This window comes from Bacillus sp. JAS24-2 (genome assembly GCF_008274905.1).
GTDB classification, from domain to species: Bacteria; Bacillota; Bacilli; order Bacillales; family Bacillaceae_G; genus Bacillus_A; species Bacillus_A cereus.
The window spans coordinates 2,226,606-2,241,203 of sequence record NZ_CP031068.1 but is presented as its reverse complement, the minus strand read 5'-3'; the positions used below and the strand labels follow the sequence as shown (position 1 = coordinate 2,241,203).

The window sequence follows — 14,598 nt, the reverse complement described above, 5'->3', positions numbered from 1 at the left end:
TTACACCCTCTTCTTTGTTAATTTAAGTAATACTTTGCTCAAGCTTTCTTCCGTAAGATCCTCTGCATCAGCAAAATCTGATACCGTAAAAGCAGACTCTGTTGTTGGTTTATTTATAAGTTGACGAAGATGCCTCAACATACCATCTGCTATCACTTGAATTTTTAATTTAGAAAACTGTTCCCTACTATACATCCAAATAAAATGTAACTTTTCATCTTTCACCATTCCGATAACATCAATTAGATGAGATGGTTTGGAATCTGGAGCATGATCTAAAAATGTAAATCCTGTCTCTTGCATAAACAAAGAGTCCCTTGAAAACACCTGATCAAATTGGCCCAAATAGTTAAAGCTTATTGAAGGCTTTTGCTGATAAAACGGAAGTAATCCTTTATTCAAGTAACGTAAAATACCATAGTCAACTCCGCGATTTGGGATTCGACGCAATTGCTCTTTGACTGCCTTTAACCCTTCAATAGGTGTCTGAGTTCCTTGAAAATTGAGATGAACGGGATAAATACTCGTGAACCAGCCCACTGTCCTTGATAAATCAATACCTTCAATCATCTCTTCTCTCCCGTGTCCTTCTAGATGAATAGAAACGGTTTGCTGATTTGTACAATCGACGATAGCTTGTCCTAATGCCGTTAATAGTACCTCATCAATCCTTGTCTTATGAGTGACTAGAACTTCGTGAAACAATGCTTGTGTTTCTTCTATTCCTAAAGTCCTCGTCACTTGATCAATCGATTCTTCTGTCGTTTCTTGTATTGGATAGTCCATTGGAATTTTCATCGTTTCTTTTTCTACTTGTTCATTCCAATAATCCTTTACTTCTTTTGAAATACCCGAATCACTGTATGTCTGAAGTCGTTCAGACCATTCTTTAAAAGATGTACTTTTCGCAGGTAAGCGAATTTCTTGACCTTGTTTCATCTGGTTATATACCACCTGTAAATCTTCCAATAGAATCCTCCATGACACTCCATCTACTAATAAATGATGTATCACCCAGAATATTCGATCATTTTCAATCAAGTTATCTTCAAAGTACACTACTTTCATTAACGGACCAGTAATTAAATTGAAACTAGCTTGATGAATATTCATCTCTTCTTGTATTATTTTATTCCACTCTTTTTCATTAACTTGATTCCGTTTTACAACATGGAGTACTGACAGCTCATCAGTCCCTTCATTTCTCTGCCTCCACGTTCCGTTTGGTAACTGTTCGTACCGGAAACGTAAAGCATCATGATGTTTCAGTAAATTTAATATCGCTCCCTCTAGTAATTTCACATCCAATCTTTCTTTTACTCTTAAAAGCATTGATTGATTCCAATGCTCTGTATGTGGATGTTCTTGCTCGAAGAACCAGCACTGAATTGGAGTAAGAGGCACATCACCTATCACAATTCCCTGCTCCGCTTGTACTCCCTGCGTTTCTATAGCCACTTGTGCCAGCTCAGCGATAGTTGGGCATTCAAACATTTGCTTTGGAGTAAGTTTTAACCCCACTTGACTTGCTTGAGATATGATTTGAATACTGAGAATCGAGTCGCCACCAATTTCAAAGAAATTATCATAGATTCCCACCTTTTTAACACCTAATACTCTCTTCCAAATGGTAGTTAGTATCTGTTCGTTACTATTCCGAGGGCCAACACATTCACTATTAATCTGCGTTTCCTCCGGCATAGGTAAGGCCTCACGATCAACTTTACCGTTAGCTGTAAGTGGAATAGCTTCCATCGCCACAAATCCCGAAGGAACCATATAACTTGGTAGTTTCGCTTTAAGATACTCTCTCCACGCATCTACATTTCCATCTCCTACAACATATGCTACTAATCGTTTATCGCCTGGCTGATCTTCTCTTACAATTACAACTACCTCTTTTACATATGCATATGTATGTAAAGTAGACTCAATTTCCCCAATCTCAATTCGGAAACCACGTATTTTAACCTGATGATCAATTCTTCCACGATAATCTAGATTCCCATCTGGCAAATACCTCGCTAAGTCTCCTGTCCGGTATAATCTTGCTTTCAGATCACTACTAAATGGATGAGATATAAAACGCTCTGCTGTTAATTCAGGTCTATTTAAATACCCACGTGCAAGCCCTGCTCCGCCAATATAAAGTTCACCATCAACACCTATAGGAGCAGGTTGTTGATAAGCGTCTAGTATATACACTTCTAAATCGGGAATCCGCTTTCCAATATTACTTCTTGAAGCCTGCTGCACATCATCTAAAGTAATTGGATAATATGTAACATGAACTGTAGTTTCTGTAATTCCATACATATTAATTAACTGTGGGTTTTTCTCCCCATACCTTTGAAACCACGGTAACAAGCTAGTAGGTTCTAACGCTTCTCCGCCAAATATGACATAACGCAGCTGCAAATTTTTATTCTCATCTTCTTGTTCACACACTTGTATTAATTGTCGAAATGCGGAAGGTGTCTGATTTAGAACTGTGACTTCTTCCTCCACCAATAATTGATAAAAATCCTTAGGTGATCGACTAATCCAGTACGGAACAACAACTAATTTTCCACCATATAATAATGCTCCCCAAATTTCCCATACTGAGAAATCAAATGCATACGAATGAAAAAGCGTCCAAGTATCTTTTTCATTAAACTGATACCAACAATCCGTCGATTTAAATAACCGAATGACATTGTGATGCTCTATCATAACGCCCTTTGGATTTCCCGTTGATCCCGAAGTATAGATTACATATGCCAGATTTTGGGGACCGACACCAGAAACCGGCAAAGTCTTACTTTCTTTCCCAATCTCATCTTGATCACGATCCAGGCAAATCGACTCAACATTTTCTGGTAACCAGTTCAATTCTTTTAAACTTTCTTGCGTTACGAATAACTGAATGCTAGCATCTTCTAAAATATATTGAAGTCGTTGCTCTGGATATGTTGGATCAAGTGGGACATAAGCCCCACCAGCCTTCAAAATCCCTAAAATACCTACAATCATCTCGTGGGAACGTTCAACGCACAGTCCAACTAAAGTATCAGGTCCTACTCCTTTTTTCTGCAGATAATGAGCTAACTGGTTTGCACGTTCATTAAGCTCCTTATAAGTAATTTTTTCTTTTTCATACGTAACTGCAATAGCATTTGGATAAATCATCGCTTGCCGTTCGAACATTTCATGAATAGTTACTTGAGGCGGGACATCCAGTTTAGGATTGTTGAACTCAACTAAACTTTTTCTTTTATCCTCCTCAGAAATGATTTCTATTTCAGCCACCTTCTGCTTTGGGTTTTCAAAAATATTTTCCAGTATCACTAGCATAACGTTAAAGAATCGTTCTATCTCTTCCTTAGAAAATAGCTCCTCACGATAATCAATATGTACATGTAAAGAGTCTATATCAATTAGATTTTCAATATGCACTGCAAAATCTTGTACTTCTTCACGGTTTGGAATCCATAGTGAGTCACCACTTTCATCACGATCCCTATAATCAATCGTAGTTCCGAAAAGTCTCACATTACTGTTATTCTCTTTATTAATCTGCTTTAATAACAAATCAAATGGATATTTCTGGTGTCTTAATGATTTACTTTGTTTTCTGGACACCCTACTAATAAATGAAAGTACTTCTTCTTCTGGATCAATATCCATTCTTAAAGGAACTGTACTCACCATCATTCCAATCAATTTTCGTTCCATTTTAGTCATACGGTTGCCGTAAGCCATTCCTAAACCAATATCAAGCGATGAGGTCCACCGATACATGGACAACGAGAAAGCAGCAACAAAAAGGGTGTATAAACTAAATTTGTAATCTTCAGAAAATTTTTCTATCTTTCTCTTCAAATGCTCCGTTAATATAAACGTCTCACGTGATGCTTTGGTACTAACTTGGTACGTATTATAAGGCTTCAACCCGGTCACAGATGGCAGTGTTTTAAATTCCTCTAACCAGAATTTTTGATCTTTTTGAAAACGACTACTATTCAAGTATGTTTGTTCATTAGTCAGAAATTGAACATATGAATTTTTAATTTCGCCTTCCTCATTCTCGTTATGCATGTCATAATAATATTTTGCAATCTGCTCAGTAAATATTTGAATTGATAAACCATCCATAATAATATGATGAACATTTCCAAAGACCGCACATTCATTATCGTTTAATTTTATTAAAGCGAAATAGTATAAATTCGAATTAAATAATGTAAACGTTTCTTTTGTTTTCTGCTCAATCCATTCCTCAAGCAAATTTGTATTCTCCACATTACTGAAATCAAAAAACTCAAATTCTTGTTCTTCATGTTTAATAAAATATTGTTTAGGTTCTTGATGCCCATTTTCTTTTAACCTAATGCACAGACCGTCATTTTCACTGATAACGCGATTCACAACTTGGTTTAATTTTGAATAGTTCATTTTTCGATGAAGTTTAAATAAAAATCTTAAATTACATATTCCTTTATCAGAATGAATAACTTCTGTATACCATATTCTTCGCTGCGGATGGCTTAATGGATAACATTCCTCATTGGTCATAAAAATCTTCCCTTCAAAAATTATTTGCTCTTATAGGTTCGTGTTTATGTTTAGCCCATAAATATTTCTGCAGTGAAACTCCAATTACTCCAATAATAACAAGCCCAATCCCTCCATAAACATAGAGTTGAGTTACTCCAAACAAATGCACTAATGGACCACTCATAGCAGGAGAAATAATTAGAACTGCGTTTGTTAAACTGCTTTGTATACCAAATACTCTTCCTACTTGATCTTGATCCGATTCTATTTGTAAAATGACTTGATTAGATACAAGCATCAGCCCACTTCCGATACCAGCGATAAAACTAATTAAATAGGCTAAAACGAAGACCGTACCGGGCGTTATCAAACCAATCCCCCCAAAACCAATTCCCATTAAAACCATACCTCCACATACTACCCAGCCATATTGAAATTGTTTTAATTTCTGAGTTAGTAATGCACCAAGTATTCCGCCAAGACCAATAATAGAAATGATATATCCCATTTTACTTTTATCATGTGGGAATAAGCTCTTAAATAAAGTTGGGAATTGTGAGTCTACTAATTGTAATACCGCCATGGCTATTGTAACGAAAATCATGGTTGATAATATTATCCGATTAGATAACACATAACCCCACCCTTGTACCCAAGCGGTCCAAGTACTTTGTTTTTGCTTTTCAACAAATTCTTTCGATATAGTTTCTTTAAATTTTATTGTGGGTATCAAAACTAAAGTAGCTAATAAACAACTTATAGCTCTTATAATGAGGCAGAACTCTGGTTGAAACCAGCTCAACAACATGCCCCCTATAAGTGGGCCTACTATCTTTGTACCCTGCTCTACTATTCCGTTGATACTTACTGCTTTAGTAAGCAAGTCCGGGGATACAATCTGTCTTGTTAGTGTTTGCTGTGCAGGATAATAGAAAACAATAAAAATGGAACGAATCATTAATGCCACTAAGAGCCAGTGGATATCTTGTACAAATAAAAGAGCAATTGTTATTAGACCAACCATTAGATTACAGAACATCATAATTGGAATTTTTCTAAAACGATCTGCAATAACACCTGCCCATGAGCCAAAAATAATTCCAGGAAGTGCATATGCAACAGGAATCAATCCAATCATAGTAGGATCTACTTCCCATTCAAACCCAACTATAGTCATAATCGCTAACATATCAATAAAAACACCAAGCATAAGCAATGAATAGGCAGAGAAAACTTGTAAATAAACCCTATTTCCTAATAGGCCTTTTGAATCAGTAGTTTTCATAAAAGCAAGCTCCTTAGGTTACTAATATAAACGCTTTTGCGTATAAGGTACCTCTTTATTAAACTTAATTAATCATTATTGACATCTCACCTAGAATTTAACTTCGTCAAAACTCAAACCGCTCTTATTTTTCATATATTTAAAATAGTCAGACAAGCGAAAGCGTACCTATTTCTTCATTTTTATATCAACTGTTACAAAATATATCTTTACCTTACACTAATAACAGCTAAACGTTGCCTTAATATAACCCTTTACAGTCGTTTGCACATTCAATTCACATCCTTTTTAAAGTTGGCTTTTTTCTATCTCAAATACTATCACACAAATATTTCACCTACTATATTCATAAAGTTGAAATATTTGAATCAGAAAATTCGGATAAAAAAACCAAATCCACAAATCATAACAAAACTATTATTTGGTTATATTTTCATTTTATAGATAGCTTTAACCATAGGAATATTAAGAATAAAGTTTTTTAATTTTATTAATATAATAGTTTATAGAGACTATAAATCCTTACTAAAAAAGGTACATATACATTAAAGTATATGTACCTTTCCCTATCCTACATATTTTCTATTCAAATTAATTCCAATAACTAAAGTTGATAATAAAAAAATATAATATTACTAATCACTAATGTACTCATAACAAGAATTAAATAATATAGTATTAATACTTCTGCACCTACTACCTATTTTATTTATTGGATATTTATACTTCAAAAAAATTACACATCATTCACAATTAGGATACATACCTAAAATATGATTTGAACATGTTATTATATTTTAAGATAATATCAGTTTTTCTATAAGAGAACTTAATTTTTTTGTAGTACGAAACTGTTAGTAATACAGTATATACTAATTTAGTTATAAAAACATTTAAAGACCACCTATTTCCATAAGTGATCTTTCTTTGTGATTCTGTATTTGTGCACTACTGTAGAAATATATCGTAGAAACGCTTTGTTTGCTAAATGTTTAGTTCTTTCCATTTACTAAAAAACATAGCTTCATACACTTAATATCATATTCGTTACATTGCAAACTATTATTTTGTCTTCTGTACAGGCAAACTACTAAAAATTAATTCAGCAACTTTTACATATCCTTTTGAGTTTGGATGAATTAAATCCTTAGACCAAAGCGTATTGTCGTTAACTAAATGATGATTCCAAAAATCAACATGATGAAGCTTATACTCTCTGCTCAGTGAATGTATAACTTCATTTGCCTCTAATAATTGTTCTTTTATTACTTGTTTTTTTTCAGAAGCAAAAGGGAGCCTAACTGTAAAATCTGGAAGGTTTGCTATAATAATATCAGCCCCTGCTTTACTTAATGTATCTATCATAAATTCCATATCGTTCTTATATGCATCATGATTCCAACGTCCTTTTAAAACATCGTTTGCCCCTGCAATGAGACTAACCAAATCTGAATTAAAAGTTAACGCCTTTTCCAATTGCTGCAAGCGAATTTCTTCAGTTACTAACCCACGCTTTGCAAAATTGGCATATTCTATATCTTTTTCACACAGTTGAACAAAATGATCTACCCAGCTTTTTAATGCAATTCCCTCAACTTCATCCCCTATCCCCTCTGTAAAACTATCACCAATTGCTACAAATCGCTTCCACATATGTATTCCCCCTTTATTTTTAAACATATCTATACTATACAATAGCTCACACCGTAATTGTTATTTCTAAGTGGTTTTCGATTTCAATTATATTCCACTTTACTATATTTACATTTAGAATCCAAAATTGACCGATTCCCAAGTATACTAAGGAATCGGTCATATTCGTATATTTACTAAAGAAATAAAATCCCTCTAGGAATTATACTTTTTTCAAAAAATTTGTTGTTCTTTGTTTTGCCCAGTTGATACATTTCTTTTCGATTAAATGATACGAAACTATAGAAAAAAGTAGTGTCATTGCAATGCACAAAGTAAGAAGAAAAAATTACACCCTGACATTCCAAGCTATCCACATAAGAATCTATAGTGCTTGTAAACCTTTTGTTTCAAACTAATATTTAGTTGTATCCTATAAAATTAGCTTTTTACTGTATCAATCGTACGATCCCACATACCACTAAAAAAAGATCCTGTTTTACGTATAAAACGTGTAAGCCAATTTGCTTGTTCCACATCAGATTTTGTTACAAGGTCTATTTGTAATGAATTACCTGATAAGAACCCAGGATCTGTATTATCTTTAGACGAGATAATCATTTTACTAATTGTTATACCTTTTTTAATAGGCGCTTCTTGTTCCCTATTCGATACTTTAAATTCTTTTTTATAAATGTCTTTATTGCCCTTCGGCATTGGAAGTGAAACAGCTTGCTTCGTTTGAACTACTACATCTTTGTCTTTTGCATTTGCCACTCGAACTGTTTCATGTCCTTTTATTACTGAATCTTTTCCGTAGACATTCTTCACTTCAAAATTCGCAAATCCATAATCGTATAATTTCTTTGTTTCATCAAAACGTGCCGTATGAGATTTTGCTTTTATCACTACAGAAATTAGTCGCATACCATTTCTTTCTACTGTACCAGTGAAACAATCTCCCGCTTCTGGAGTCGTTCCTGTTTTCAAACCATCTACACCTTCATATTGCTTAATTAAGCCTTTTAACATCCAGTTAAAGTTCGCCATATCAATTGGATATTTACCACCCTCTTGGAATGTTTTTTTAGGAATTTTTGCTGTATTTAATATTTGGGGGAAATCTTGAATAAGACGTTGTGCTAAAATTGCACAATCCCTTGCAGACATTTTATTTTTCTCTTCTAGAGTTGTCCCTTCTAGATGATATCCTTTTAAATCTTGATTTGTTAAGCCAGTAGAGTTTACAAACTTATAATCTTTCATACCAAACTCTTTTGACTTATCGTTCATCATTTTTACAAAATTGACCTCTTTACCAGCAATCTGTTCAACTAAAGCAATTGTTGCACCATTTGCAGAGTAAATTGCCATTGCCTCATATAACTCTTTTACCGTATAAGAGCCACCATTTTCTAATGGAACATTTGATAGTGAACGATCTTGCGAAATCTTATGTGCATATTCAGAGATTTTAACTTTTTGATCCCATTTAAGTTTTCCTTTATCCACCGCTTCATGAACTAAGTATTCGCTCATCATTTTTGTCATACTAGCAATTGCCAATGATTCATCTGCATTTTTTTCATATAAAATTTTTCCAGAATTTGCTTCTATTAAAATTGCTGACCCTGCTTCAACGTCTATAGCAGGATCTGTTTCCGCTGCTGCTTTTCCAATTGTAACGACCATGCTACAAAATATTGTAAGCACTGTTACTATTGCAATAACTCTATTGCAAAACATACCTTTCACTTCTGTTACCTCCAATTTCTTTGTACTTAAAAAAAGCGTTATTCTAACATAATCCCGCAAAAAAATAGAAAGTGTTCTCAAATTGTATATACATATAAAACGTTAGAATCGCTTTCATATAGACCATCTCATCCGACATTTTTAGGTGCGCTAATACTTTGTATTCCCACACATATCCTTATTTTTAATCCCCTTATATTTTTCAAAATGATTCACACTTTCATATTTTTTTAGGATTACAGTTAATAGACAATCTAAATAATACATTTGTTCCACATTTACAAAAAATAAAAAACTACACCCTATACTGGATGTAGTTTTTCTAACTGATTTATTTATTTTTCACTTCATTTTTATAAAAAGCAAATAATGGTTCGATGGATGGACTAGATAACAGCGGAATTGCCTTCTCAATCAATTTCCTATCCCAATCAAACCAACGCATTTCCATTAACATGTTTATTTCTGTATCAGTGAATCGTTTCTTTATTTCCTTAGCAGGATTTCCACCAACTATTGTATACGGCGGAACATCTTTACTTACGACTGATCCTGCAGCAACAATTGCACCTTCACCAATAGTAACGCCAGGCATTATTATAGCATTCATTCCAATCCAAGCATCACTTTTAATGACTGTATCTCCCTTAGGTTCATATGATTGTTTAATTTGCTCAGCGAATGGATATACTGTAATCCATTCTGAGTGATGATTATGATTACCACCCATTAAAATGACTACCCCGCTTGCTATGCAAACATAATTCCCAATAATGAGTTTGTCAAGGTGCCATCCCATCTGTTCAATTGGATTGAACAGTGCTTGGGACTTAGCATCTCCCCACAAATACCTTACACAGCCATCTTCAAAATTTTGATGACTATAATAGCCTGAATAATAGGAGTACTCTCCTACTTCAATGAGTGGATTTGTTACTATATCTTTTATATACTTTGTTTCTGACCAATGATTAAATAATGGATGCTTCATAACTTTATTCCTCGCTTCTAAGTATTATATATATTGCTATTTACTTAGAAGCTTACTACGACTGCTACATTTTTTAGCTTTCTCAAACGACGAATCATTATCTTCAAGCCTTTCTTTTATACTATAAAAAAGCATAACGCAATACATTACACTAGTCAAATTGTGTAATTTTGAACACATCTTAAACAGCGTAATACTGCAATAGGAACATGAAAACACTCTAACTTTGATACAAATAATATATTGATTACATTTAGTTCATATTTTGTAAAAAAATCTTAATTGTCATGACAAAGCAAACAATAACCACTATTGGTCGTATTAATGCCGTCCCTTTTGTAAGCACCATCTTCGCCCCAATATATGATCCTATTATTTGACCAAGCATCATAATCAATCCAATTGTCCAATCGATTTGGCCAAAAATAATAAAATACAACAAAGCAGCGAAATTACTTGTAAAGTTCAAAATCTTAGCATTTGCAGTCGCCCGTGTAGCACTATATCCACATAAAAGAATGAACGCTAAAGCAATTAAACTACCTGTTCCTGGGCCGAAGAAACCATCATAAAATCCCAGTAACGGAGCCACTGTTAACGCAAACAACAACATACTTATTTTTCTCGGTCGATCTTCGTTTGCTATATTTGGAGATAATAGAAAATAAATGCCAATAAAAACAAGTAAAAAAGGTAATATCATAATTAGATATTCTGCTCGTATCTGTAAAACAAGCCATCCACCGAAAACTGATCCAAAAAAGGTCATTAAGATGGACAAACGCATTTCTTTAAGATTAATTTCTTTCTTCTTAATAAAAAACACTGTTGCCATGAGAGTTCCGCTACTCCCTTGCAGTTTATTAGTTGCTATCGCTACAGAAGGAGACATACCTACTAATAACATTATCGGGATAGTTATCATACCACCGCCTCCAGCAATCGTATCTATCCATCCTGCTAATACAGCTACTAAAAATAGTAGTATGAGTAATTCAATAGTAAAATCCATACAAAGAATATGGGAAGGCTTGAGCTATTATACCCCAAACCTCCCCATCTTCCCTCCTCTCTTTAAACTAGTTAATTAAATCTTTAAAGTAACTTTCTTTCTGATCACGTAATCGGCTGGAAACGTATTGCCTGCAAACAATTCTTCTTCCGTATTTATTATTTCCAATCGGGATTTTATATTCTTCCTCAGATAACCTTTCTCTACCATGAGTTACATTTGTTTGTTTACCATAGTATGAATTTGGGATAATTAATAAATCTTCAGATGTAAGTGGAACCTTATAAGTAGGCGTTGTTCGTAAGAGTTCTAAAAACATGTCAAATTTCAATTTTTCTTCTTCACTTTCTCCTACATAAATCAATCTATTCTCTGCTCCATTTAAACAAGTTGCAATAATATCACCATTATCATCTAAAAATATAATTTGGTTTATTTCCCCTACAAATCCCGATATTTCACCATCAGCCATTCCTGCGATATGAGCAATAGGCATTTTACTTATCGCCAATATGTCATCTTTACTGAAGAAATTTTCTTCAAGATGCTTTTGAAGTAATTTTGGCGTTCCAATATGAGTTTGAGTTTTTAAATTTAACACTCCTTTTAATAAAAGAGCATCAACTCTAGTAAATTTTCCACAAGTAATTTCAGACACTATTCGTTCCACGGATTTATTAAGTCTATTTGATACAATTTCTAAATTCGTATTGAATGTTTTCAATCTTGCTTCAATATCTGATTGGTCTTTCATATCTGTATACACTGTGGCATCGTTATGTTGATAAAAGTTCCCGCCACCGGTGCTTGCACCGACATTTCGCAAAACTTCATCGTTGTTTAAAGGTGAAATGAGATGAAATCTATTTTTCCCTGCATGTTCGGATGGGTGAATTAAAGCATCATAATTAAAAAGTGTGGCAAAAAGCCAGGTGACCCATTCTGCATAAAAATATTTTTTCATTCTATCGTGTTCGTCTTCACCATAATTAAAACCTCTGCGATTTTCCCCAGGTAATAGTGTTTCTATAGGATCACATGGAGTATTTTTAATAAGGATAGGCGGTACGCTCCCACCACAATTCGCTATTTTTATCATATGTAGTAGATTTTTCATGTCTGAATTCGGAGTTTTCTTTGAATAGTCAATCAAACAATTAAGCCACTCTTTTGAAAAATATGCTGCTATTTCTTGATCACAAGTATAAGGATTATGAGTTTTTAATTCATTTTCTATCAGATTCTTCATTTTATCCTTCAATAGATTCGGAATAGTAATTTCTTCAATTTCTGTAATCTGCAGTATTCCTTTATTCATTATAAAACCTCCGTTGTTTTATTTTTTACACCCTATCTTCTATTAAACAAACTATCCACTTCTTTTTTACTCCTTTACTTTTCGTCAGAGCTATTAGAATTACCGATTTACAAATAAAAAACATGGAGTATAAGAGATTTCTTCTTAGTTACATTTCCCCCACGAACCTCCATTGATTTGGCAAATTTAATTTGAAAATCTGATTCATTTTCATACTTTACTTTCAAACTATGTTTATATGATTTTCAATTCAAGTAAGAGTATTTCATTTTCTAAAGTTTTCCTAATTTTAAAATCAGAATTTTCAATACAACTATGTTAACATTAAAAATATAACACGAAACAAAAAAATGTAAATAAATAGTTTTTTTATAAAAAATAGTCAGACTATTTATAAGGTAATCCGTATTCCATTGAACCAACTACGGCCTCTCAATTTTATTGATAACAATAAAAAAGCCCCCTAAATGAATAGAGGACTTTTTCCAAGTATATTCTATTTTAAAGTTCTTACTTATCTTTTACTTTAAAAGATATTGCTGTAACTTCTTTATTAACAGTTCCATCCCGTTTGGACTTACGATAATCTTCCCATTCGCTAACGAAACATTGCTGTCTGAAATAACTCCTGTAAGTGCACAAGCTCTTGGAGATTGATATTTTCGTAAAATAATCTGATCCTCTTCTATAAACATTTCAAGAGAATCTTTTTCTACAATTCCTAAACTCCGTCTTATTTCCATTGGAATAACAATACGCCCCATACTATCTGCTTTACGAGTAATTCCTCTTGATTTCATAAAATGCCACCCTTTATATTTATCTAATATTACGGTATTCATTTTAGCAATAAACAACAATTAGGAATAGTTCGTATTACAGTACTTTTTTTAGAAATAAATAACAATTAGGAATAGTTTATGTTAAAATTCTTTCTTGTTTATTCTTGATTTTTAATATATTTTTCCTTGATCATTTTTATATATTGTTTTCTTTCAGTTAGTTCAAATATAAATAATGCTTTTTTTATGTCTGTTAAACCAACTTCATTAGAGTGCTGAACTTTCAATAAAATTGCACCTTTTTCAAAAAACAATTCACCTAATAAGTATAAAGTATTCATATTTATGGCTAATTTTATACCTATTTCACTATACTTTATTGCTTCTTCATATTGATTTGCAAGGTGTAAACATTTTGTTAACGTATGAATGAGTCTTAATTTGATTTCTTTTTCTCTAGGAAATTCTATCTTATTAAAATTAATTAAACTTTGTTTTAATATATTTATACTTTTCTCATACTCTTCATTTTCTGCATGTATTATAGCAATTGAATTCATTATGCTTATTTCTTTTTCTGATAAAAAGTTAGTACTACTTAAGGTTTGTTTTAGTGCTCTATTTAAAATGTCAAAAGCATTACTTGTTGCTCCATTTACATAATATATAGCAATCGCTTCATGCCATAATAAAAATTGTTTATCCTCTTTTGATTGGAAATTATTATCATTTTTCTCTTTTTTCACTATTTCATAAAGCTCATTATATTGTTTTTGTTTTACACAATCTCTCATTACACATTTTACATTTTCAATATATTTTATTTTTTTATTTTTGGTTAGTGCGAATATATAATTTGGATCAATACCAAGTCTTTCAGATAATTGATACAACAATATGCTAGATGGATAAATAATACCTTTTTCTATCTTACTAATTTGACTTTGTGAACATATTCCATGACATAATTCAGATTGTGACATGTTTTTTTTCTTTCTAAGTTCTTTAATAATAATACCAAGATTGTAGAATTCCATCTTTCCTCCCTCAAATGTAACACTTTATGAGTATAAGAATATTTTCCAACTTTTAATGTAATGTAAAATTGATATAGTTACAATTACTAATTATATGGATTTATAGTTTCTTTTACAAACTTGTATCACAATACGAGAAATTATTAAAATATGGTTCACTAATAATCAATGTGCGTTTTATTCACCCCCACTGATTATTAGTCCACCCCAGGCAGGCTTTTACAGGGAGTCCGACTTCTTTGCCACA

9 protein-coding genes and 1 pseudogene are annotated in these 14,598 nt (G+C 32.7%); all 10 read right to left on the bottom strand.

The window, feature by feature from the left end; translation table 11 throughout:
• The 10 genes and pseudogenes from DN407_RS11685 to DN407_RS11640 all read right to left on the bottom strand — a co-directional run bounded on the left by DN407_RS11685 (position 1) and on the right by DN407_RS11640 (position 14,351).
• Complete coding sequence (locus DN407_RS11685; RefSeq protein ID WP_149216265.1) at positions 1-4,557, bottom strand: non-ribosomal peptide synthetase; 4,557 nt, start codon at positions 4,555-4,557, stop codon at positions 1-3.
• A gap of 13 nt (positions 4,558-4,570) precedes the next feature.
• Positions 4,571-5,824: an MFS transporter gene (locus DN407_RS11680; RefSeq protein WP_000858613.1), complete on the bottom strand. Its 1,254-nt coding sequence runs from the start codon at positions 5,822-5,824 to the stop codon at positions 4,571-4,573.
• 1,062 nt (positions 5,825-6,886) lie between these two features.
• The gene (locus tag DN407_RS11675) at positions 6,887-7,477 is read right to left on the bottom strand and encodes an SGNH/GDSL hydrolase family protein (protein ID WP_141528383.1); all 591 of its coding nucleotides are present in this window, start codon (positions 7,475-7,477) and stop codon (positions 6,887-6,889) included.
• A gap of 202 nt (positions 7,478-7,679) precedes the next feature.
• A pseudogene (locus DN407_RS11670) lies at positions 7,680-7,805 on the bottom strand (acyltransferase family protein); the annotation flags it as partial.
• Positions 7,806-7,897: 92 nt separating this feature from the next.
• Positions 7,898-9,211: a D-alanyl-D-alanine carboxypeptidase family protein gene (locus DN407_RS11665; protein WP_278000519.1), complete on the bottom strand. Its 1,314-nt coding sequence runs from the start codon at positions 9,209-9,211 to the stop codon at positions 7,898-7,900.
• A 331-nt stretch (positions 9,212-9,542) separates the two neighbouring features.
• Positions 9,543-10,202 (bottom strand): CatB-related O-acetyltransferase, encoded by a 660-nt coding sequence (locus DN407_RS11660; protein ID WP_000682538.1) that lies wholly within the window; start codon positions 10,200-10,202, stop codon positions 9,543-9,545.
• Between the two features lie 253 nt (positions 10,203-10,455).
• Complete coding sequence (locus tag DN407_RS11655) at positions 10,456-11,214, bottom strand: TSUP family transporter (protein WP_149216264.1); 759 nt, start codon at positions 11,212-11,214, stop codon at positions 10,456-10,458.
• A gap of 67 nt (positions 11,215-11,281) precedes the next feature.
• Positions 11,282-12,532, bottom strand: a complete 1,251-nt coding sequence (locus tag DN407_RS11650) for a hypothetical protein (RefSeq protein ID WP_097797146.1) — start codon at positions 12,530-12,532, stop codon at positions 11,282-11,284.
• Positions 12,533-13,053: 521 nt separating this feature from the next.
• Positions 13,054-13,332 carry an AbrB/MazE/SpoVT family DNA-binding domain-containing protein gene (locus DN407_RS11645; RefSeq protein WP_097797147.1) on the bottom strand — a complete coding sequence of 93 codons (279 nt, stop codon included), beginning with the start codon at positions 13,330-13,332 and terminating at the stop codon, positions 13,054-13,056.
• Between the two features lie 140 nt (positions 13,333-13,472).
• On the bottom strand, positions 13,473-14,351 hold the full coding sequence (locus tag DN407_RS11640) for a helix-turn-helix domain-containing protein (protein WP_000397984.1): 879 nt from the start codon (positions 14,349-14,351) through the stop codon (positions 13,473-13,475).
• Between the last annotated feature and the right edge of the window lie 247 nt (positions 14,352-14,598).

What these genes read in the sequence shown, in the direction of transcription:
- DN407_RS11685 (WP_149216265.1), bottom strand. Translation starts at nt 4,557, where the DNA reads ATGACCAATGAGGAATGTTATCCATTAAGCCATCCGCAGCGAAGAATA.
- DN407_RS11680 (WP_000858613.1), bottom strand. Translation starts at nt 5,824, where the DNA reads ATGAAAACTACTGATTCAAAAGGCCTATTAGGAAATAGGGTTTATTTA.
- DN407_RS11675 (WP_141528383.1), bottom strand. Translation starts at nt 7,477, where the DNA reads ATGTGGAAGCGATTTGTAGCAATTGGTGATAGTTTTACAGAGGGGATA.
- DN407_RS11660 (WP_000682538.1), bottom strand. Translation starts at nt 10,202, where the DNA reads ATGAAGCATCCATTATTTAATCATTGGTCAGAAACAAAGTATATAAAA.
- DN407_RS11655 (WP_149216264.1), bottom strand. Translation starts at nt 11,214, where the DNA reads ATGGATTTTACTATTGAATTACTCATACTACTATTTTTAGTAGCTGTA.
- DN407_RS11650 (WP_097797146.1), bottom strand. Translation starts at nt 12,532, where the DNA reads ATGAATAAAGGAATACTGCAGATTACAGAAATTGAAGAAATTACTATT.
- DN407_RS11645 (WP_097797147.1), bottom strand. Translation starts at nt 13,332, where the DNA reads ATGAAATCAAGAGGAATTACTCGTAAAGCAGATAGTATGGGGCGTATT.
- DN407_RS11640 (WP_000397984.1), bottom strand. Translation starts at nt 14,351, where the DNA reads ATGGAATTCTACAATCTTGGTATTATTATTAAAGAACTTAGAAAGAAA.